Here is a 24,143-nt window from a genome sequence, read left to right on the forward strand (position 1 = left end):
TGCCCGTCACGCTTCCCTGCTTCACAGCACCACTATGCCGTGTGGTTCTGGTGCGGTTGCTGCAGCAGTTCCTCCAGTGAAACGTTCACGCCTTCCAGCGTGATCAGCTGAGTACTGCTCCAGGCGGTGCCGCTGCCGTCACGGTCAATTGAGAGCACGGTATTGCCATCTGAAGTATGGTCCACTTTCACGAAATCATTAATATTACTTGTGGAATCATTCCAGCCGATGAGCAGATCGCTGATGTCGATCTTGTCCCCCTGAGCGACGTTAAAGTCGGTCCAGGTGTCATGCCCGTTGCCCCCGGTACTGTCTGCTGCGCTCAGCAGGTGATAGACCAGCGTATCTGCGCCGGCACCGCTGGTAATGGTGTCGTCGTAGACGCTGCTGGTCAGTGCGTCAGCCCCGCTGGTGCCCGTGATCGTCGGGTGCAGCTCAATGGTGAAGCTGTGGCTCGTCAGGCTGCCATCGTTGCCCGCCAGCGTGTAGCTGAACACCTCTTTATGCGTGATGTTTTGCACATTCACATCCGCATTCAGGTTATAGGTGTAGCTGCCGTTCGCGGCGACATGCAGGGTACCGAACTCACCGGCAACCGCCGTGGTGCCCAGTTTACTGACGGTGGTGGAATCCCCCAGTTCATTAGTGATGATTAACGTTCCACTGTGCGAGGCCGACGCATCGGCCCAGACGGTGCCGCTGGCATCATGCGCGGTATCGCTGCTTTCCACCGCCAGGCTGCTGACGGCAAACAGCGTTGCCGCCGGGCCGTTATGCAGGTTTACGGTGAGCGTGGCCGAGGTCACGGCGCCGCTGGCATCCCGCACCGAATAGGTGAAGGTATCCGCCGCCGGCAGCGTGTCGATATTCAGACCAGCCTTCAGCGCATAGGTATACGCCCCCTTCGCATCAATGGTCAGCGTGCCCCAGGTGGTGTTGATCACCGTATTGCCGCTGGCCGCCACCGCGCTGCTGCCGACGGCGGTGACCGACGTCCCGGCCGGAATGGTGCCTGCCACCGAACTGGTGTCGTTGGTCAGCAGGTTACCGGTGACCGTTGCCGCCACGGTCACTGCCAGCGTGGTGTAATCTGACACCGTACTGACGGTGGTGGTCGGCAGCACGCTGATGTTGGTGTTGGCCGCCACCACGACCGCATAGGTGCCGGTGCCCAGCCCGCTGTAGGTTACGTTCGCGCCCTTCAGCGTCCCGATGGTCAGCAGCGCATTGATGTAGTTGGCCTGCGAACTGACCAGCACCCACGAACCGTTCGCCTGCTGCTCATACAGGTTGAGCGAATAGTTCGCCGCCACACCCACGCTGGTCACCGAGCCGTTCAGCGTCACGGTGCGCGTATCGTCAGGACCGACGGTAAACAGATAGGCGTTGCCGTTGTTGATGACGCTGGCGTTCAGCACGGTTCCCAGTCCCACCGTCAGCAGCGCCGTGTGTGAGGAGTTCACCGTGCCGTTGCTGACCGTGGCCTGAGACGTGCTGTAATCCACCTCACTGATATCGCTGGTGGCCACCACGCGGATGGCGCCAGTCAGCGACGCACCCGGCGATACGTTGCCGGCGCGATCCGCCTGCGTCACCGTCAGGGTTGCGCCGGTGGTCTGCGCGGTGCTGAGATTCACCGACCAGCTACCGCTGCTGCCCACGGTGGCACTGCCCAGCAGGTTCCCGCTGGCATCCCGCACCGACACCGTGGCGTTGGCTTCGCCGCTGCCGCTCACCAGCGTACCTGCGCTGTTGATGCTCAGGCCGGTGACGGCGGTTGGTACCACGGTATCAATGTTGATGGTGGCGCTGCTGTTACCGGTGCTGACGTTACCGGCCGCATCGGTCACGGTGGTGCTTAACGTATGCGCCCCGTTTGCCAGTACGCCAGTGGTGAAGCTCCAGGCGCCGTTGCTGTCTGCGGTAACCGTGCCCAGCGCGGTGCTGCCATCAAAGATGGTGACAATCGCGCCGGCTTCGGTGGTACCGCTCAGCGTCGGCGTGGTATCGCGGGTGAATCCGCCATTGCTCACCGTCACCGGCGTCGTGCCGCTGTCATCGGTCAGGGTGAAGGCCGTGGCTGCCGGTGCCACATTATCAATGCGCAGCGTGGTGCTGACCGCCGGGCTGGTATTCCCGCCGGCGTCGGTTTGCGTCACGCTGAGGGTGTGACTGCCGTTACCCAGTACCGGCGTGATAAAGCTCCAGTTACCGTTGCTGCCGACAATCGCCGTGCCCAGCACCGTGCCGTTCTCACTCACGGTGACGCGTGCGCCCACTTCCCCGCTTCCGGTCAGCAGCGGCGTGGTGTCGTTGGTCAGCCCGTTATTCGGGATGGTGACCGCCGTGCTGCCGTTGTTGTTTGCTGCCTGCAGGTTGGTCACCGCCGCCGGTGCCACCGAGTCAATAACCACGGTGGCGGAGGTGGTGCCGCTGACGTTGCCGGCCACATCGGTGACGGTCACGCTCAGCGGATGCGATCCCTGACTCAGCACCCCGGTGGTGTAGCTCCAGGTGCCGTTGCCGGCCGCCAGCGTGCTGCCAATCAGCGTGCCGTTGTCATACACCGTGATGCGGCTGCCCGCCTCGGCGAGGCCGCTCAGCGTTGGCGTGGTGTCACTGCTTACCCCGCCTGCCGGCACCACCGTGCTGGTGACATCATTGGTGATCACCAGCGTTGAGGTCGCCGGGGCCACCGTATCCACCGTGATCGCCACCGCCGGCGATGGCGCGCTGACGTTGCCGACCGCGTCACGCACCGTCACGCTCAGGGTATGTGGCCCGTTGCTGAGCGCAGCCGTGGTGAAGCTCCACGCGCCGCCGGCATCGGCGACCACTGACCCCAGCGCGGCATTGCCGTCGTACACCGTGACGATGCCGCCCGCTTCCGTTGTGCCGCTCAGCGTTGGCGTGTTGTCATCGGTCACCGCGCCGCTGGTCAGCGCCCCCTGAATGCTGCCCACGTTATCGGTGACGGCAATCGCTGGCGTGGCTGGCGGTGTCGTGTCCACCGTCAGCGACAGGCTGACCGGTGCACTGGTGTTGCCTGCCGCATCGGTGGCGGTGACGTTAAAGGTATGCGCGCCGTCCGCCCGGGCAGGCACGGTGTAGCTCCACGCGCCGTTGCTGCCCGCCACCACCGATCCCAGCACCGTCGTGCCATCGCTGATGGTGACCAGGCTGCCGGCCTCGGTTACACCCGAAAGTGCCGGCGTGCTGTCGCTGGTGACGCCGCCTGCGGCAATCGGAACCGGTGTGGTGCCGTTGTTATTGGCAGCGGCCAGCGTGATGGCCGGTGGGGTGGTGTCAATGATCACCGTGGCCGTCGTGGCCGCGCTGACGTTGCCCGCCGGATCGGTCACCGTGACGCTCAGCGGATGGCTGCCCGGCTGCAGTGCGGCGGTGGTGTAAGTCCAGTTACCGCTGCCGCCGACCGTCAGGCTCGCCACCTGGCCGCTGTTGCTGTCGCGGATGGTGACCAGGCTGCCTGCCTCCGCTGTACCGCTCAGGGTAGGCGTGGTGTCATTGGTCGTGCCGCCATTCGGTACCACCGTGCCCGTGACATCGTTGGTGACCACCAGGGTGGACGCCGCCGGTGGCACCGTATCCACCACCACGGTCGCCGCGGCTGAACGGGCGCTGACGTTGCCGGCGGCATCCGTCACCGTCACGCTCAGTGCATGCGTGCCGTTGGCCAGCACCGGTGAAACGAAGCTCCACGCGCCGGTGCCACCGGCCAGCGCGGTGCCCAGTACGGTATTGCCGTCATACACTGTCACAATGCCGCCGGCTTCCACGCCGGTGCCGCTCAGGGTTGGCGTGGTGTCACTGGTTGCGCCGCCAGTCGGTACAACCGCACCGGTCACGTCATTGGTGACGATCAGGTTTGGCGCACTGGCTGGTGCCGTGGTATCCACGATCAGTGACGTGGTGAGCGGCGTGCTAATGTTGCCTGCCGCATCCTGTGCCGTGACGCTGAAGCTATAGCTGCCTTCAGCCAGCGCGCTGGTGGTGTAGCTCCAGTTGCCGCTGCTGCCGGTCACCACCGAGCCGATCGCCGTCCCGTTCTGGCTGATCGTCACCAGGCTACCGGCTTCCGCCGTGCCGCGCAGGACAGGCGTGGTGTCGCTGGTGCTGCCGCCATTGGCAACGGCAACCAGTGTCGGGCCATTGTTGTTGAACGCGCCAAGCGTAATCGCCGGAGCCGCCGTGTCCACCACCACCGTTGCCGTGCTGGCGGCGCTGACGTTACCGGCCGGATCGGTCACCGTGACGCTGACCGGATGCACGCCGTCGTTCAGCGCGGCACTGGTGTAACTCCAGGCACCGCTCTGCTGAACCGTGAAGCTGGCGACCGCGCCACCATTCACGCTGACCGTCACCAGACTGCCGGCTTCCGCCGTGCCGCTCAGGGTTGGCGTGTTGTCGCTGGTGCTGCCGCCGTTCGGCACCAGCGCGCCGGTGATGTCATTCGTGATAGCCAGCGTCGAGGCTGCAGGCGCAACGGTGTCAACATTCAGGGTGACCGGCGTGGTGGCAGCGCTGACGTTACCGAACGTATCGGTGACGGTGACGCTAAGCGGATGTGCGCCATTGCTGAGGGCAGCCGGGGTAAATTCCCACGCCCCGCCGCTACCGGCGACCACCGAGCCCAGCAGCGTGCTGCCATCGTACACGCTGACAATATAGCCCGCCGCCGTGGCGGTGCCGCTCAGGGTTGGCGTGGTGTCATTGGTGAAGGCGTTATCGCTCAGGTTGCCTGTGACCGGCGAAACGTTATCGCTGATCGCCAGATCGGTGACCGGAGCCGGTGCCGCCGTGGCGACGCTGAACGCCAGCGTGGCCGGTGCGCTGACATTGCCCGCGGCATCGGTGGCGGTCACGCTCAGCGTGTGTGCGCCGTCTGCCAGCACTGAACTGGTGATGCTCCACTGACCGCTGCTGCCCACCGTCACCGAGCCCAGCACCGTACCGTTTTCGCTCAGGGTGATGCGCGAGCCGGGTTCCGCGCCGCTGCCGCTGATCACTGGCGTATTGTCGTTGGTGGTGCTGCCTGCACCAATCGCCGTCGCCACGTTGCCATTGTTATTCGTGGCAGCCAGGTTAACCGGCTGGGCCGGCGCCACGCTGTCGACCGTGATGACGCTGGCGGACGAGAAGGCGCCAGCGTTACCGGCAGTATCCGTCACCTGCGCCCGCAGCACGTGGTTGCCTTCATCCAGCGGCGTGCCTGGCGTGAAGCGCCAGTTGCCGCTGGCATCGGCCACGACCGAGCCAATCGCCACGCTGCCATCAAACAGGGTGATCAGACTGCCAGGCTCCGACGCGCCGGTGAGGAGCGGCGTGCTATCGCTGGTGACGCCGTTGCTGACGATCGGGGTGCCCTGATCGTTACTGACCACCAGCGTTGAGGCGGCCGGGGCCACGGTATCAACGGTAAAGGTGACGGTCGCCGAGCGCGCACTCACGTTGCCGGCGGCATCGGTCACGATCGCACTCAGCGCGTGTGCGCCCTGACTCAGCACCGGTGACTGGAAGCTCCAGGCTCCGGTGGCCGAGGCCGTCACGCTGCCCAGCACGGTGTTGCCTTCGTAAACCGTGACCAGGCTATTCGCTTCTGCCGTACCGGTTATCGCCGGCGTGCTGTCGTTGGTGATGCCGTTCAGATCAATCGGCACATTACTGCCGGAACTGTTGTTATTTGCCACCAGATCCAGCACCACTGCCGGTGCCGTGGTATCCACCGTCAGGGTAAAGGGTGCCGAAGCCGCCCCGCCGTTCACCGTATAGGTAATGACGTTCGCGCCTTCACTCAGGCCAGCCGGGGTGACGCTCCACTGCCCGTCACTGCCCACGACCGCAGAGCCAACGGCAACATCATTCGCCAGCACGGTAATCAGCTCACCAGCCGTTGCCTGGCCGCGCACGACCGGCGTCGCGTCGCGGGTGACCGCGCCGTCAGCCAGTGTGACCAGGCTGCTGCCGCTGTCATCCAGCACCTCCAGTGTACTGGTGGTCGGTGGCAGCGGAGCCTGTACATTCACGGCAAAGGCATCGCTGGCCGCCCCGACGTTCCCCGCCAGATCGGTCACCACCACCGTAAAGCTGTGGCCACCGTTACTCAGCGGCTGGGTGGTAAAGGTCCAGCCGCTGGCGGTAGCCGTGGTGGTGGCAATCAGCGTACCGCCATCATAAAGCGCGACCTGCTCGCCTGTGACCGCCGCGCCAGCCAGCGTAAGGGTGTTATCCGCGGACGTGGCATCCGCTGCCAGCGCGCCGTCATCGTTGCTGACCTGCAGTCCGCTCAGCGCGATTCCCGCCGGTGCCACGGTGTCCACGGTGACGCTGATCGGCCCGGTTTCGGTACTGACATTGCCGGCGGCATCCGTTACCGACACGCTGAAGGCATAGGTGGCGTCAGGCAGCTGGGCCGATTCATAACGCCAGATGCCGTCCTCATTGACCGTCGTGGTGGCGACGATGTCGCCATTCTGGATCAGGTTAATGGTGGTGCCCGCCACGCCGGTGCCGCGCAGCACGGGCGTGCTGTCATTTGTGAAGCCATTAGTGACCTGATACGCCGTGGCATTGGCGTTGCTGAAAACGCCAAAGCTCAGCACCGGATCGGGATTCACCGTGTTCACCGTCAGGTTAAACGGTGTGGTGGCGCTGATGTTGCCCGCCTCATCCGTCACCGTCACGTTCAGCGTATGCGCCGTGTTACTCAGTGCCGGCGTGGTAAAGCTCCAGTTGCCGTCAGCGTCAGTACGCACGGATCCCAGCGGCGTGCCCGTAGTGGCACCATCGTAAATGGTCACGATGCTGCCGGCCTCCGCCTGGCCGCTCAGTAGCGGGCTGGGGTCGTTGGTGACACTGCCGCTGCCCAGGGTGACCGGGGCATCCGGATCGTTGTCATTCTGCACCAGCAGCGCCGTAACCGGCTCCGGCGCGGTGGCGTCAACCTGAATCACATACGCGGCCGAGACGTCGCTGACGTTTCCGATTTCATCGGTCACGGTCACGGTCAGTGAATGCTGCCCATCGCTCAGCTGCGGAGAGACAAGACTCCAGGCACCGTCCGCGTTCGCCTGCACGGTTCCCAGCAGCACGCCATTGTTGTAGACCGAGACGGTGCTGTTGGCTTCCGCTGAACCGCTGATTAGCGGCGTGTTATCCCGGGTAAAGGCGTTGAAATTGATCGCCGTATCATTGGCGCCGCTGTTATCAAACACCGCGAAAGTCGCCACCGCTGGCGGCACAGCGTCCACCGTGAAGGTAATATCTGTCGCCGCAGCCGCGCTGTTACCGGCCGCATCGCTGGCGGTGACGCTCAGCGTATGGGTGGCGCTGCTCAGCGTGGGCACGCTAAAGCTCCACTGACCGTTACCGCCGGTCACCACCGAGCCGATGACGTTGCCGTCACTGCGGATAAACACCGTACTGCCGGCTTCCGCGGTGCCGCTCAGCACCGGGGTCGCATCCCCGGTAAGGGAGCCAGCGCTAATCTCCTCTCCATTGCTGTCGTTGGTCAGTGCGGTGATCGCCACGGCCGGTGGCGTGCTGTCCACCACCAGGCCAATGGTAACCGGTGCGCTCACGTTGCCTGCGCTGTCGGCGCTGGTCACGCTCAGACTATGTTGTCCATCGCTCAGCGTATTGCTGGTGAGGCTCCACAGTCCGTTGCTGCCCACCAGCACGCTGCCCAGCACGTTGCCGCTTTCGTCCGTTACCGTCACGGTGGTGCCGGCTTCGGCGGCCCCGCTGACGGCTGGCGTGCTGTCGTTGGTCAGCGCGCCGTCGGCAATCGGTGTGTTGCTGCTGGTGTTCTGCAGCGCAAGGTTGGTCACCGGTGCCGGCACCACGGTATCAATGACAACGTTGACCACGCTGCTGGCGGCGCTGGTATTGCCGGCGGCGTCAGTCACGGTGACATTGAAGTTCCAGGTGCCGTCATTGAGCAGGGGATCATACCGCCAGTTGCCGTCGGCATCTGCCAGCACGGTGCCCAGCGGCGTAATACCGTCAAAAATGGTGATGATGCTGTTTGCCTCGGCGCTGCCCACCAGATGCGGTGAGCTGTCAGCGATGGTGCTGCCCGGGGCGATAACGCCTTCGTTGTCATTGCGCAGCTCAAGGCCGGTTGCGGTGCCCGGGGCCACGGTGTCAACCGTAAAGCTGACGCTGCGGTCATCGCTGACGTTGCCGGCGGCATCGCGGGCGGTGGCGGTCAGGGTATAGGTGCCCTGATCCAGCGCCGCCGGGGTAAAGCTCCATGCGCCGCTGCTGCCAGCTACCACGCTGCCCAGCACCACATCGCCATTCTGAATGGTGACGATGCTGCCCGCGTCGGCCTGGCCGGTCAGTTCAGGGGTAGTATCGCGGGTCGCGCCGTCAGCGGCAACCGGCACCAGCGTGCCATCCTCGTTGCTGTTGACCGTCAGTGCCGTGACGGCGGCAGGCGGCACGGTATCCACGGTGATCGTGACCGCATCCGAGCGCGCACTGACATTCCCCAGCGTATCGGCCACGGTGATGCTCAGAGCATGGCTGCTCTCCGCCAGCGCAGAGGGCGTGAAGCTCCATGCGCCGCTGCTGGCATCGGCCACCGCCGAGCCCAGCACGGTATCGCCGTCGTAAATCGTGACCAGACTGCCCGCTTCCACCGTGCCGCTCAGTGCCGGCGTCGGGTCATTGGTGAAGCCATTATCCGGCACCGTCACCGGGGCCGGGCCGTTGTTGTTGCTGACCACAAACGGCGTCAGCACCGGCGCGGTGGTATCCACCGTCAGGGCCAGCACATTACCCGCTGCGCTGACATTGCCGGCGGCATCGGTGGCGGTAGCACTCAGGGCGTGCGCGCCCTCGGCCAGCGGTGTCGCCGGCACAAAGCGCCAGCTGCCATCCCCCGCGCTGGCGACCACAGAACCGATCGCCGTGTCGCCATCATAGAGGGTGACCAGGCTGCCGGGTTCCGCGCTGCCTGAGAGCGTCGGCGTGCTGTCGGTGGTGGCATCCGTCACCGGCTGGCTGGCATCGTCGGTGGCCGTCAGATCGCCAATCGCCGCTGGCGCCGTCAAATCTACCGTAAAGGCATAAGGCAGCGAGGCGCTGCCGGCATTGCCCGCCGGATCGGTGACCGTGGTGGTAAAGCTGTGCTGTCCCTCCGCCAGCGGTGCTGCCGGCGTGAACGTCCAGTTGCCATTGCCATCAACGCTGGCTGAGCCAAGCTCACCGCCATTATCAAAAACGCGTACCACGCTGCCGGGCTCTGCGCTGCCGGTTAGCCGCGGCGTGGTATCTGTGGTGGCACCGCCTTCGGCGATGGCCACCGCTGCGCCATTGATCTCACCGCTGAGTTGCAGATTCGCGGGTGTCCCGGGTGCGGTGGTATCCACGATCACCACCACGGCCGAAGACGGCGCGCTGACATTGCCGGCCGCATCGGTCACGGTGGTGGTCAGCGTATGGCTGCCTTCCGCCAGCGGCGTATCCGGCGTCACGCTCCAGTTACCGTCATTATCGGTCACGGCCGTGCCCAGCACCGTGCCGTCTTCATACAGCGTGACGGTGCTGCTCGCTTCGGCTGTGCCGCTCAGCGCTGGCGTCGGGTCATTGGTTGCGCCGCCGTCGGCAATCGGGCCGCTGCCGCTGTTCAGCTGCAGCCCGGCCGGGGCATCCGGTGCCTGCGTATCCACCACAAAGCTAATCGCCGGTGACGGTGCGCTGACGTTCCCCGCCGCGCTGGTCACGGTGGTAGTGAGGCTGTGGTCGCCCTGCGTCAGGGCCGGCGTGGTGAAGCTCCACGTCCCGTCACCGCCTGCCGCCACTGAACCCAGCACGGTGTCACCGTCCAGAATGGTGATGACACTGCCTGCCGCCGCCGTTCCGCTCAGCACCGGCGTGGTGTCGCTGGTGGCCCCGCCGGTTACCGGTACGCTGCTGCCGCTCTGGTCATCGCTCAGAACCAGATTTCCTGCCGCAGGCGGCGCGGTCAGATCGACCGTGAACGGAAACGCGCCGCTTTCGCTGCCCGCATTGCCGGCGCTATCGGTCACGATGGTACTCAGGCTGTGGCCGCCGGCCTGCAGCGGGGTGTCCGGCGTGAAACGCCAGATGCCTTCGCCGTCTGCCGTGGCTGAGCCAATCGCACTGCCGTTATCCAGAATGGTGACCACGCCGCCCGCTTCCGCCGTCCCGCTGAACAGCGGCGTGGTATCACTGGTCACACCGGCCGGCTCAATCGCGACCGGTGCCTGACCGTTGTTATTACTCAACTGCAGGTTGTCCGCCGCCGCCGGTGGCACCGTATCCACCACCACGCCGATCGGCGCAGAAGGCTGACTGGTATTGCCCGCCGCACTGGTGACGGTGGCGGTCAGGGTATGTGGCCCGTCCGCCAGCGCCGTACCGGGCGTAAAGCGCCAGTTGCCATCGGCATCGGCCGCGACCGAGCCCAGCGCATCCGCGCCGTCATACACGGTGACAAGGCTGCCCGCCGGCGCTGTGCCGCTCAGCTCTGGCGTGTTGTCGTTGGTGGCGGCACCGCTGGCTACCGGTAGCGGCGTTTCACCGTTGTTGTTGCTCAGCAGCACATCGCCAGGGGCTGGCGGCACTGAGGTATCGACTGTAAAAGTCAGCGCATCAGAGGCCGGACCGGTGTTGCCTGCCGCATCGGTCACGGTGGTGGTCAGGCTGTGGTCGCCCGCGCTCAGCGCCGGCGTGGTGAAGCTCCAGTTGCCGTCATTGCCGGTAACCACCGTGCCAATGGCCTGCCCGTTATCGGAGACCGTGACGGTACTGCCCGGTTCCGCGCGACCACTCAGCACCGGCGTGGTGTCGTTGGTCACGCCATTACTGATGACAACCGGCGTGCCGCTCTGATCGTCACTGAGCTGCAGTGCACTGGCCGCGGCCGGCGGTGTGGTATCGACGGTGACAATCAGCGGTGCCGATGCCGGGCCGCTGTTGCCAGCCGCATCGGTGACCACGGTGGTCATACTGTGCGCCCCATCGCTCAGCGGCGTGTCTGGCGTAAAGCGCCAGTTGCCGGCGCTGTCAGTGCTGGCACTGCCAATCACCGTACCGCTATCCGCGACGGTGATCACGCTGCCCGGCTCCGCAGAGCCGCTAAGCGTCGGCGTGGTGCTGTTGGTAACGCCATTTGCCGGCAGCGTATCGCCATCGGCATTCGTGAGCTGCACATTCGCCGCGGCAGCAGGCGGTAAGGTATCTACCGTCAGCGTAACCGGGGCTGAGGATGGCCCGGTGTTTCCGGCCGCATTCGTGACCGTGGTGGTCAGGCTGTGATCGCCATCGCTGAGAACAGGCGTCGTAAAGCGCCAGTTGCCGTCACTGTCCACCGTGGTGCTGCCCAGCACGGTAGTGCCATCCAGCACCGTGACGATATTGCCTGCGGCCAGACCGCTGCCGCTCAGGATCGGGGCGGTCGTATTAGTCGGCGTGGTGCCATCCAGCGGCGCACCGCTGGCGTCGGTAAGGTCAATCACAGCCGGCGCATCCGGCACGGCAGTATCAATGGTGACGTTAATGACGCCGGAATCCGTTTGCACGCCGTCCGCGCTGATGGCGGTGGCGTGGAAGGCATACAGGCCATCTTCCAGCGTGCCCGGGGTCAGGTTCCACTGCCCGTTGCCATCCGCCACCACGCTGCCAAGCGCCACCGTGCCGTTATAAAGGATCACCAGATCGCCGGCCCCCGCCACGCCGCTGAACACCGGCGTGTTATCCCGGGTGCTTGATCCTTCGCTGAGCGGCACCTGCGTGCTGCCGCTGTCATCAACGATCTCCAGTGAACCGATCGCCGGCGGCACATCCGCCGCCACCGTGAAGCCATAGGCGGGTGACGCCGCGCTGACGTTGCCCGCTGCGTCTGTCACCGTGGTGGTGAAGCTGTGCGCGCCGTTAGTCAGCGCTGCCGGCGTGAAGCGCCAGTTACCCGCCTCATCGGCCGCCACCGAACCCAGCAATGTCGTGCCGTCATACACCCGGACTACCGCTCCCGGCTCGGCGCTGCCGGTCAGATCCGGCGTACTGTCGGTCGTGGTGGTGCCGGCGCCAATCGCGCTGCCGTTCGCATCGCTCAGCGCCAGGCCGCCGGCCGCTGCCGGTGCCACGCTATCGACCGTGAAATCGATCGCTGCTGACGCCGGACTGACGTTGCCGGCTAAATCCGTCACCGTGGTGGTGAAACTGTGTCCGCCTTCGCTCAGCAGCGGTGAGGTAAAGCGCCAGCTGCCATCGGTGCCGGCGGTAACCGATCCCAGCACCGTCGTGCCGTCCAGCACCGTAACGAGGCTGCCGGCTTCGGCATTGCCGCTCAGCACCGGCGTGTTGTCACTGGTGCTGCTGCCTGGCGCCACCTCGCTGAGGGTGCTGCCGGCGTCGCTGGCCAGCAGCAGGTTGCCGGCAGTATCCGGTGCGACAGAGTCAACCGTGATGGTGATAAAGGCCGTGTTGATGCTGTTGCCGCTGGCGTCAGCGATCACGCCGTGCAGGGTGTGTAGCCCCTGGCTCAGGTTGAACAGCGCAAAGGTCCACTGCCCGTTCGCATCGGCGGTGGTGCTGCCGACGACCGTATTCCCGTCAAGGATTTGTATGGTGCTGCCGGCACTGGCCAGCCCGGTCAGCACCGGATTTTCATCAGAGGTATAGCTGCCGTTGGTCAGCACTACCGTGGTGGTGCCGCTGTCAGACGTGACCTCCAGCGAGCCGCTGGCCGGAGGCAGATCGGCGGCCACAATCACCGTAAAGACCGGCGTCGGCGCGCTGACATTGCCTGCGGCGTCCGTCGCTGTCACGGTGAACGCATGGCTGCCGTTGCTCAGCGTCGGCGGCGTGAAGCGCCAGTTGCCGGCGGCATCAGCGGTGGTAATGCCCAGCAGCAGTGAGCCGTCATACACGCTGATCGTCGCGTTGGCCTCGCTGGTGCCGCTCAGTACCGGTGTTCGGTCATCGGTGGTGTCGCCGTTGCTGAGCGGCCCCTGCTGGTTGCCGACAGCGTCCGTGACCAGCAGATCGCTGACGGCCGCCGGGGCGGTGGTATCAATCGTCACCGAGACCGGCGCCGACGGCGCGCTGCTGTTGCCCGCCGCATCGGTCACGGTGGCGGTCAGGCTGTGCGCCCCCTCCGCCAGATCGGGCGTGGTAAAGCGCCAGGTGCCATCGCTGCCGACAGTGCTGCTGCCCAGCACCTGACCGTTATCACTGATGGTCACCACGCTGCCCGCTTCTGCGGTGCCGCTCAGCACCGGCGTGGTGTCATTGGTGCTGCCGTCCGTCGCCAGCGGAATCTGCGCACCGCTGTTATCGCTACTCAGCAGCAGATCGCTGGCCGCCGCGGGCGGTACTGTGTCCACGGTGAAGCTGTAAGGTGCCGACGCAGCGCTGCTGTTGCCCGCCGCATCGGTGGCGGTGGCGGTCAGGCTGTGATCGCCTGCTGCCAGCGCCGGCGTGGTAAAGCTCCAGCGGCCTGTGTTGTCCGTCGTGACGCTACCCAGCACCGTGTCGCCGTCACGAATCACCACGATGCTGCCGGGTTCGGCGCTGCCGCTCAGGACAGGCGTGATGTCGCCGGTGGTGCCGTTTGCCGCGACCGGCAGTGGCGTCGCGCCCTCGTCGTTGACCAGCGCCAGATCGCCTGGCACCGCCGGTGCTACGGTGTCAATGGTAATGGTCACCACGTCGCTCTGCGTGACGCTGCCGTTAATATCAATGCTGGCCTGGAAGGCATAAGTGCCGTCAATCAGCGCACCTGGCGCGTAACTCCACTGGCCGTTGCCGTCTGCAGTGACGCTGCCCAGAACGTTGCTGCCGTCATAGAGCGTGACAATCGCCCCGGCGCTGGTCACGCCGCTGAGAATCGGGGTGTCATCCTGGGTGATGGCCCCATCCGCCAGCGTGACGACCGTGCCGTTGCTGTCATCAGTAACCTGCAGCGGCAGTGTCGCGGGTGGCAGGCTGGCGTCAACCGAGAAGTCAACTGGCGCTGAGGATGCACTGGTATTGCCTGCCGCATCCGTTACCGTGACGCTGAAACTGTGCGCACCGTTTGCCAGCGCCGGTGAGGTGAACTGCCAGCTACCGTCACTGCCGGCGGTAACGCTGCCCAGCAGCGTGCCGGCATCGTAGACGTTGACGATCGCTGCCGGCTCCGCCTGGCCGCTGAGAACCGGCGTGCTGTCATCGGTGGTCGTGCCAGGCGCAACCGGAACCGGCGTCGCACCGGCATCATTGCTCAGCAGCAGATTGCTGGCCGCGACCGGTGGCGTGGTATCCACGGTGAAACCGAGCGCCGCAGAGGCCGGGCCGGTGTTGCCTGCCGCATCGGTTACGGTGGTGGTCAGGCTGTGCGCGCCTTCATTCAGCTCAGGCGTGATAAACGTCCAGCTGCCATCACTGCCGGCGGTGACGCTGCCCAGCACCGCATTGTTATCCAGCACCGTGACGACGCTGCCCGGCTCGGCGCTGCCGCTGAGCTGTGGCGTGATGTCGCGGGTGGCGCCGTCAGCAGCAATCGGCTGCTGCACGCTGCCGCTGGTGCCGTTCAGCACTATGTCGCTGGCAGCAGCAGGCGGCGTGGCGTCCACGGTAAAGGGCAGCGGATCGGAGGCGGGACTGATGTTGCCGGCGGCATCGCTGACGGTGGTGGTCAGACTGTGGCTGCCTTCATCCAGCGCGGGCGTGGTAAAACGCCAGTTGCCGCTGGCGTCTGCGGTGGCCGTGCCCAGCAGGGTGTCACCGTCGCGCACGCTGACCGTGCTGCCCGGCTCGGCGGTACCGCTGAGCGTCGGTGTGGCGGTATTGGTCACGCCACCGGCGCTCACCGGCACGCTGCCGCCGCCGGTGTCATTGCTCAGATTGAGTTCGCCTGCGCTGGCCGGTGCCAGCGTATCGATGTTAAGGGTGATCGTCGGGGTCTGCGTGACGTTGCCGTTTGCATCCGTTACCGCTGCGGAGAAGGCATAGCTGCCATCAGCCAGCGCAGCCGGCGTAAAACGCCATTGCCCATTGGCATCGGCCACCACGCTGCCCAGCACCTCCGTGCCGTTATACAGCGTGATCAGGTTACCGGCGGTTGCCACCCCGGTCAGCACCGGCGTGTTATCTGCGGTGCTGGTTCCGTTATTCAGCAGCTGCGCCGTGGTGCCGCTGTCATCATAGACTTCGAGGCTGCCGCTGGCAGGCGGCAGCGCGGATTGAATGAAGATGTTATAGGCTGATGACGCTGCGCTGACGTTGCCGGCGGCATCGGTCAGCGTCACGCTCAGGCTGTGGCTGCCGCTACCCAATACGGGCGTGGTAAAACTCCAGGTTCCGTCACTGGCCACCACCGTGCTGCCCAGCAGAGTCTGACCGTCAAAGACGCTGACCACCGTTCCCGCTTCACCCAGACCACTCAGGGTGGGTGTGGTGTCGCTGGTGCCGGCGCCGTTTGGCAACGGTGCCGTGCTGCCGTTATCCGTGCCGCTCATGGCCAGATCGGTGGCCGCCGCCGGCGCGACGGTGTCCACGGTAAAACTGATCGCGTTGCTGGCGGCGCTGGTATTGCCGGCGGCGTCAGTCACCGTCACGCTTAAACTGTGCTGGCCATCACCGAGCACCGGCGTGGTAAACAGCCAGCTGCCATCCGCCCCGGCGGTCGTGGTGCCGAGCAGCGAGCTGCCATCATAAACGCTGATAATCGATCCGGCTTCTGCCGTGCCGCTGAGGACAGGCGCGTTATCGGAGGTGGTGCCTCCCTGGGCAATCGCGCCCGGCTGGTTGCCGGTGCCGGTCAGCGCCAGGTCCGCTACTGCAGCCGGTGGCGTGGTGTCATTACCGGTGCCGCTGCCGTCACCTTCGCCGGTATTGCCACCGCCCGGGGTACCTCCGCCGGTTTCGCCGCCACCGGTGTTGCCACCGCCTGTGTTATCGCCGCCGGTGTTATCACCGCCGCCGCCTCCGCCACGGTTACCGGCGACCAGCGCGCCGATACCCGCCAGCGCAGCGCCGGCGATACCGAACGCCGTGATGGTACCGGTATCCGTGGTATTCACCGCCAGCAGCCCTTCGGTGCTGTCGATAGAAACGTACTGAAAACCTTCTGTGCCGGGATCTTCTACCCACCACAGGGCACCGCGATCGTCCTGCAGCACCAGATCGCTGTCACCCTGCGGGTTATAAAAGTTATGAATAACAAGAACATCACCTGATTTAGTGGTGACGACTAAATCATTACCATTGCGTGTGAAAGACTTAATTTCTGCCTGATTAAGCTGCAGCTTAACCACGCTGGGAGCAGTCAAATTAACCTGATCGCCGCTGATTTCAGAAGCAATTGTGCCGCCTTTGGGCGTAATAGAAATGTTGTTCATGTTATTGAGATCCCGTGCAGTTATTTGCTTATCAGCATCCATAAAAATGCCCGGCATCCACGGATACCGGTGTTAAGCACGGATAACGCGCTGCATTATCCGCTTCCTCCTCCCAATTAATTCCACTGCGGTAAATAAACAATGAAATCACGCTGAGTCTTGTGACGCTGCCAATCTGCTATACCCTGCCAGACGTGGGTGAATATTCTCCGCAGAAAGATGCAGGTATTCCGCGCGGCGGATAAACAGCGCTGCAATTATTACGTGCCGCCACGCTGTGCATTATTTCCCCTGGTTAATATCCGGCTTTTTCACGCAGGTAATCAGGATTGTGCAGCCAAATCATCCAGATAGACGCTTTCCCACAGATGACCCTGCATGCCGAATATCGCTCTGTGCGCCAGCAGGTCAGCCTGGGATTGATTTTCAACGCCCTCAATAATCACGCCGCGACATAATTGATTAAGGTGGTCGAGCAGAATGTCGAAAGTACGCTCCTCGCCAAATTGCCAGAAAAATTGCTGGTCAATCTTGACGATTTCAAATATTCCGCTATCAAGCATGGTCAGGCTGGAATAACCCGGACCAAAATGATCAAGCCATAAGGGAGCGGGCGTGATTTTTGACACGCCTTTTAATGTCAGCAGATCAGCACTGGAAAAACGTGCGGTAAAAAAGGCAGAAAGTTCTAAACGCATCAGCGTCAGAGTGGCCAGTTTCTCTTGTATTTCAGCATCTTTGAAAATACCGTCCACAATATCTCTGTCTACATTTACGCTAATAACCTGTCTGAATCCCGTCTGGTATAGCTGAATAAGCTTTTCGACCTGGTGGAGGAATAACTGCCATTTCTGGTCAGCAGGAAGCTGACTGAAGAATCCGGTATCTCTTTCCGGATGACGATCGTTATTAATAGTGGCGTCATTCACATAACGCGTTAACAGTTCCCATGCCTGCAACTCGCCGGATTTGCCATGAATTGGCTCCAGTAAGAAGCGATAATCACATTCATAGCCCATTGGCGATCCTTACAGGAGCGACACAACCTCAAAACTGTCAGGATTTCTCATGTAACGTGCTAAGTAAACATTGATAAAACTTAACACCTTAACTGAAGCCTAACGCACAATTTACATTTTGAAAAATAGATTTCAGTTAAGCGCGTGTCAAACTTTAATCGTTTAAAGCTATCAATGAGAAGATTATTTTTCTTTAAACTTCATATAATGATCAGAAAAATCCTGGGTAAAACGGTGTAAAGCGCAGTGCAGCATTGCCGTAAAAATTCAATTAATTGATTTTTATCATTTTTAATCGTGCTGTTTTTTGTACTCTGCCCTTCATCCGGAAAAACCGCAGCCACAGCAGGCGTGAAAAGGTTCCAAAAAGCGCCAGAAAATAAAATGCACGTAATGTGATTATTTTATATTTAATGTTTAACTTTTTATTATGCATGCAAAAAGCATCATTAAGCTTAACTGGTGATAACACATTAAGCCCAATGAATAAGTGCCGGAAAGTATTGCTTATTTCAACAGGGAGAAAATTTAAAAAAAACGAAATTGACCCGCCGCGGCTCCGTTTGTTTCATTTCCGGGAGCAGGTGCAGCAGGCTAAATAAGCGAGGTGATCTTTCTCACGTTTTGCATAAAAAGCGCGGGCGTGAGCGGCGGGCATAAAAAAACGGGCCCGCAGAGGCCCGTTTATCACAGACGACGTTATTCGTCTTCGAGATAGGTATAGCCATACAGGCCGCTTTCGAACTCTTCAAGGAACTGCGCCCGCAGCTCTTCGTCGATGTCTTTTTGCTGTTTAACCTGATCGCGGAACAAGGTCATCAGATCGTTCGGGTTCAGCTGGACATATTGCAGCATATCCGCCACGGTATCGCCTTCGTCTGACAGCTGAACTTCCACGCTGCCATCCGGGAAAGCAAACACGTCTACCGCTTCGGTGTCACCGAACAGGTTGTGCATGTTACCCAGGATCTCCTGATAAGCCCCGACCATAAAGAAGCCCAGCATCGGCGGGTTCTCAACGTCATATTCCGGCATCGGCATCGTGGTGGCGATACCGTCACCGTCCACGTAGTGATCGATGGTGCCGTCAGAATCACAGGTAATATCCAGCAGCACCGCGCGGCGCTGCGGCGTTTTATTCAGCCCTTCCAGCGGCAGAACCGGGAACAGCTGATCAATGCCCCATGCATCCGGCATCGACTGGAACAGGGAGAAGTTGACGTAGATTTTATCTGCCATCCGCTCCTGCAGCTCATCGATAATCGGACGGTGCGCGCGGTTGCTTGGGTCCAGGTGCTGCTGAATATAGTGGCAGATGCTCAGATAGAGCTGCTCTGCCCAGGCGCGCTGGCCGAGATCGTAAGTACCGGACGAATAGCCGGTATGGATATCGAACAGATCCATCTGGCTGTCGTGCAGCCATTCACGCAGCGAGCGTCGCACGCTGGGTTCGTGCATCTCCTGCCACGTATCCCACAGGCTTTGAATCGGGCGCGGCGAGTCCGCATCCGGTGCCACCGGCGTGCTGAATTCGTTACGCTCTACGCCGATGATGTTGGAAACCAGCACGGTGTGATGCGCGGTCACGGCACGGCCGGATTCGGTAATGACGGTTGGGTGCTCCAGTCCGTGCTCTTCACAGGCATCGCCAATCGCCCAGATCACGTTGTTGGCGTATTCGTTCAGGCCATAGTTTACCGAGCAGTCCGATTGGGAACGCGTGCCTTCGTAGTCGACGCCGAGGCCACCGCCCACGTCAAAGCACTTGATGTTGACGCCCAGTTTCGCCAGCTCAACGTAAAAGCGCGCCGATTCACGCACGCCGGTGGCGATATCGCGGATGTTGGCCATCTGCGAACCGAGGTGGAAGTGCAGCAGCTGCAGGCTGTCGAGACGGCCGGCGTTGCGCATGATATCCACCAGTTGCAGCACCTGCGATGCCGCCAGGCCGAATTTGGATTTTTCGCCGCCGCTGGACTGCCATTTACCGGAGCCCTGCGAAGCCAGACGCGCACGAATACCGAGACGCGGAATCACGTTGAGGCGCTCCGCCTCTTCCAGCACCAGCCGCACTTCGGTCATCTTTTCGATAACCAGATAGACTTTATGCCCCAGCTTTTCGCCAATCAGCGCCAGACGAATGTATTCACGGTCTTTATAGCCGTTGCAGACAATCACCGTGCGGGTCTTACCGGCGTGCGCCAGTACCGCCATCAGTTCCGCTTTGGAACCGGCTTCCAGACCCAGCGGTTCGCCGGAGTTCACCAGCGATTCAATTACGCGCTTATGCTGGTTCACCTTGATGGGATACACCAGGAAGTAATCGCCTTTGTAACCGTAGGATTCGCGCGCGCGTTTAAAGGCGGCGTTGATGGAGCGCAGACGGTGCTGCAGGATTTGCGGGAAGCAGAACAGCGCCGGCAGGCGCTGACCGTCCGCCTCGCGCTCTTTAACCAGCTTCGCCAGGTCAACGCGCACATCCGGCTGATCCGGATCCGGGCACACGCTGATGTGGCCCAGTTCGTTGACGTCGTAATAGTTATTACCCCACCAGGCAATGTTGTAGGTGCGCAGCATTCTGCTGGCGTCCTGATCGTTCACAGCCACCTCCTGCATTGAGCGGAGTACACCCTGTTCGCCGGCTGACGAACCCTTGATATTCTTCATGTCGTCAGACATCACGAACCTCAATTTTCCGTTGAAATATGAAACTGTTGCCAGGTTTTGCTAACGCTACGCCGGGTAGAAATGTGTTCATGCTGCTTCTCTCACCTCATCAGGTTGCCCTGCGCATTGCTGATGTTAAGTGTAAAACACCGTGCCGGAGTCGGGGAAAACCGGTCCGCCATTACCGTAAAGGCAGGCTTACCCGCCGCGATATCAGCACGGTGAAAAGACGTGAAAAAGGTTAACCGGCGCTCGTGTCGGGATAATTACCGCAACACACAAAACGCAGACAGGAGAAAAGAACAGAACCGGAAACAGAAAGGAGTGGCAGCGCGCCAGATAAGCGCTGTGAACCGAAGCGTGGCAAAATGTGGTTCATTGGTTTTATCACCTCCAGCGCCTGCTAAGAGCATGCGAAAACGGAGTGGATGATAGCCAGATTAACGGTATCTGACGGCGCGACGCACGGGTGCGTCATCCTTTGGCTGTCAGCGTGCGACAGCAGCGGCGTTTTATACCGTCTGGCTGGCAAAAATGCAAAATCTTTGTCGGCGCTTTGCGCGCACTGTCAGGAAAAACTTCCAGCCGGCCGCTTGCTGAAAAGTGCGGAATCGGAAAAAGCACTGGAAAAGCGCTGCGCGTCTCCCCTAAAATGGCCGTCCAGATGGTTTTCCATCTAAACTAATAAAGTTTTCCGGGTTAGCGCCGTATTATTACGCTATCACCCACTGCTCGCGGCTTTGCCTGAAGGGGCGTCGGGCAGGCCACCTCCTGCTAACGCTATGCAGTCGAATTCAAACCATTTGTAAGGTAAAGAACAGAATGGCTAAACACCTTTTTACATCTGAGTCCGTATCAGAAGGACATCCTGATAAAATCGCTGACCAAATTTCCGATGCCGTGCTGGATGCCATCCTCGAACAGGATCCCAAAGCACGCGTGGCCTGCGAGACGTACGTGAAAACCGGTATGGTGCTGCTGGGCGGTGAAATCACGACCAGCGCCTGGGTGGATATCGAAGAGATCACCCGTAAAACCGTGCGTGAAATCGGTTATGTTCATTCCGATATGGGCTTTGATGCCAACTCCTGCGCCGTGCTGAGCGCCATCGGTAAGCAGTCGCCGGATATTAATCAGGGCGTTGACCGTACCGATCCGCTGGAACAGGGTGCCGGTGACCAGGGCCTGATGTTCGGGTATGCCACCAACGAAACTGACGTGCTGATGCCAGCGCCAGTGACCTACGCGCACCGTCTGGTGCAGCGTCAGGCGGAAGTGCGTAAAAACGGCTCCCTGCCGTGGCTGCGCCCGGATGCCAAGAGCCAGATCACCTTCCAGTACGACGGCGGTAAAATCGTCGGTATCGATGCCGTGGTGCTCTCGACCCAGCATGCGGAAGAGATTTCCCAGGCCGACCTGCGTGAAGCGGTGATGGAAGAGATCATCAAGCCGGTGCTGCCGGTTGAGTGGATCAATGCCAGCACCAAATACCACATCAACCCGACCGGCCGTTTCGTGATTGGCGGACCAATGGGCGACTGTGGTCTGACGGGCCGTAAAATTATCGTTGATACCTACGGCGGTATGGCACGTCACGGCGGCGGCGCGTTCTCCGGTAAAGATCCCTCTAAAGTGGACCGTTCAGCGGCTTACGCGGCGCGCTATGTGGCCAAGAACATCGTCGCAGCAGGCCTGGCAGACCGCTGTGAAATTCAGGTTTCTTACGCGATCGGCGTGGCAGAGCCCACCTCTATCATGGTGGAAACCTTCGGTACTGAGAAAGTCTCTACCGAACAGCTGACGCTGCTGGTGCGCGAATTCTTTGACCTGCGCCCTTACGGCCTGATTCAGATGATGGACCTGCTGAAGCCTATCTATAAAGAGACGGCGGCGTACGGTCACTTTGGTCGTGAGCACTTCCCGTGGGAGCAGACCGACAAAGCCGCCCAGCTGCGTGAAGCAGCAGGCCTGTAATCTGTCCTGCCCCTGCGCCACCTTCTCCCGCCGGGAGAAGGCACAATCAGCCCGCTTAACGCGGGCTTTTTTACGCCCGCCGTGCGTAACCGCCACAGCAACATTGGCCGCAACGCGCATCAGGCCACAATAGCTGACGCACGATAGCGCAGGGAGTACGCGGCGGCAGCGTGCCGGCCAGAGGCGGCATAAAACCCTGTGCGCGATATCCCCCGCTGTGCGGCAAATCGTGCGGCACAGGTGCGCCCTCTTCCGCTCCGTCAGGCTCAGGCGAGTCTGATTTATTCCGCTTTTTTCCCCGCTCCCGCGCGCTTTGCCGGGCAATCACACGATTTGTTTCTTACGCCGCAAGCGCAATTTTTAACCCTGTCTACACTCATAGCACTGCGCTGACAACATTTTGTTAACGATTACATTTTGAAAGCCTTTTACTATCTGTAATTTAGAGATTTTTCAGCGTAGTCACATCGGTAAAAATGCGTTATTTTCAGCGTCGTCTGATAGCCGGTATTCAGAGTGATGTCAGAAACTTAAAGGGTGCTATACCTTACTGGTTACGTAACTATTTCGGGTGGAAAATGCTGAATTGCAGGGTTTCAGCATGTGTAACCGATTACAATCATGTGATCTTACTCACTTTTTCCACCGACAGGTTTCATAACATTGATAACAACAAAGATGGATAAACTTCGGAGGCACTATGCCTGGTAATACTCACAAAAGCAGAACCTCAAACAAGGCGATGACCCTGTTTGTCTGCTTTCTGGCCGCACTGGCTGGCCTGCTGTTTGGTCTGGATATCGGCGTCATCGCCGGTGCTTTACCTTTCATCGCAAAAGATTTTAACGTGACCGCACATCAACAGGAGTGGATCGTCAGTTCCATGATGTTCGGTGCTGCAGTGGGCGCCATCGGCAGCGGCTGGATGTCTTCGCATCTGGGCCGTAAAAAGAGCCTGATGGCCGGTGCGATTCTGTTCGTGATCGGTTCATTGTGGTCTGCCATGGCTCCGAACCCGGAAATGCTGATCACCGCGCGCGTGGTGCTGGGCCTGGCCGTGGGTGTTGCCTCCTATACTGCACCGCTTTATCTGTCTGAAATTGCGCCGGAAAAAATCCGTGGTAGTATGATCTCGCTGTATCAGCTGATGATCACCATCGGGATTCTGGGCGCTTACCTGTCTGACACCGCCTTCAGCGCCTCCGGCGACTGGCGCTGGATGCTGGGCATCATCACCATTCCGGCGATTCTGCTGCTGGTGGGCGTTGTGTTCCTGCCAAACAGCCCGCGCTGGCTGGCAGCCAAAGGGGATTTCCGCGATGCGCAGCGCGTGCTGGATCGCCTGCGTGACACCAGTGAGCAGGCAAAACGCGAGCTGGATGAAATCCGTGAAAGCCTGAAGATCAAGCAGTCAGGCTGGCAGCTGTTCCAGAGCAACAGCAACTTCCGCCGCGCGGTGTTCCTCGGCGTGCTGCTGCAGGTGATGCAGCAGTTCACCGGCATGAACGTCATCATGTATTACGCGCCGAAAATCTTTGAGATTGCGGGCTTTGCGAATACCACGCAGCAGATGTGGGGCACCGTGATCGTCGGCCTGGTTAACGTACTGGCTACCTTCATCGCGATTGGTCTGGTTGACCGCTGGGGCCGTAAGCCTACGCTGATCCTTGGCTTCCTGGTGATGGCTGCCGGTATGGGCGTACTCGGTACCATGCTGCATCTGGGCATCCATTCGCAGGGCGCACAGTACTTTGCCATCGCCATGCTGCTGATGTTCATCATTGGTTTCGCGATGTCGGCGGGTCCGCTGATCTGGGTACTGTGTTCAGAAATTCAGCCGCTGAAAGGGCGCGATTTCGGTATCACGGTCTCGACCGCGACCAACTGGATTGCCAACATGATTGTTGGCGCCACCTTCCTCACCATGCTTAATTCGCTGGGCAACGCGCCAACCTTCTGGGTTTACGCCGGGCTGAACGTGTTCTTTATCCTGCTGACCGTTGCGCTGATTCCGGAGACCAAAAACGTCTCACTGGAGCACATTGAGCGTAACCTGATGGCCGGTAAAAAACTGCGCGATATCGGCCAGCAGTAAGGGCGACAAACGTAG

5 protein-coding genes are annotated in these 24,143 nt (G+C 61.3%); 2 read left to right on the forward strand and 3 right to left on the reverse strand.

Annotated features, from left to right (window positions below; all coding sequences use genetic code 11):
- Window positions 1-32: 32 nt before the first annotated feature.
- The 3 genes from D8B20_RS14135 to speA all read right to left on the reverse strand — a co-directional run bounded on the left by D8B20_RS14135 (window position 33) and on the right by speA (window position 20,071).
- Window positions 33-16,373 (reverse strand): Ig-like domain-containing protein, encoded by a 16,341-nt coding sequence (locus tag D8B20_RS14135; RefSeq protein WP_186454380.1) that lies wholly within the window; start codon window positions 16,371-16,373, stop codon window positions 33-35.
- Between the two features lie 323 nt (window positions 16,374-16,696).
- A complete protein-coding gene (locus D8B20_RS14140) occupies window positions 16,697-17,392 on the reverse strand; it encodes an EAL domain-containing protein (protein ID WP_145889454.1) in 696 nt (231 codons plus the stop codon).
- A gap of 699 nt (window positions 17,393-18,091) precedes the next feature.
- The gene (speA, locus tag D8B20_RS14145) at window positions 18,092-20,071 is read right to left on the reverse strand and encodes a biosynthetic arginine decarboxylase (RefSeq protein ID WP_145889455.1); all 1,980 of its coding nucleotides are present in this window, start codon (window positions 20,069-20,071) and stop codon (window positions 18,092-18,094) included.
- A gap of 810 nt (window positions 20,072-20,881) precedes the next feature.
- Between speA and metK the strand changes: the two genes are divergently transcribed.
- Both metK and D8B20_RS14155 read left to right on the forward strand, forming a co-directional pair.
- On the forward strand, window positions 20,882-22,033 hold the full coding sequence (gene metK / locus D8B20_RS14150; RefSeq protein WP_145889456.1) for a methionine adenosyltransferase: 1,152 nt from the start codon (window positions 20,882-20,884) through the stop codon (window positions 22,031-22,033).
- A gap of 700 nt (window positions 22,034-22,733) precedes the next feature.
- Entirely contained in the window at window positions 22,734-24,128 is a 1,395-nt protein-coding gene (locus D8B20_RS14155) for a sugar porter family MFS transporter (protein ID WP_145889457.1), read from the forward strand.
- Window positions 24,129-24,143 lie beyond the last annotated feature (15 nt).

It is taken from the genome of Candidatus Pantoea soli (assembly GCF_007833795.1).
Lineage (GTDB): Bacteria > Pseudomonadota > Gammaproteobacteria > Enterobacterales > Enterobacteriaceae > Pantoea > Pantoea soli.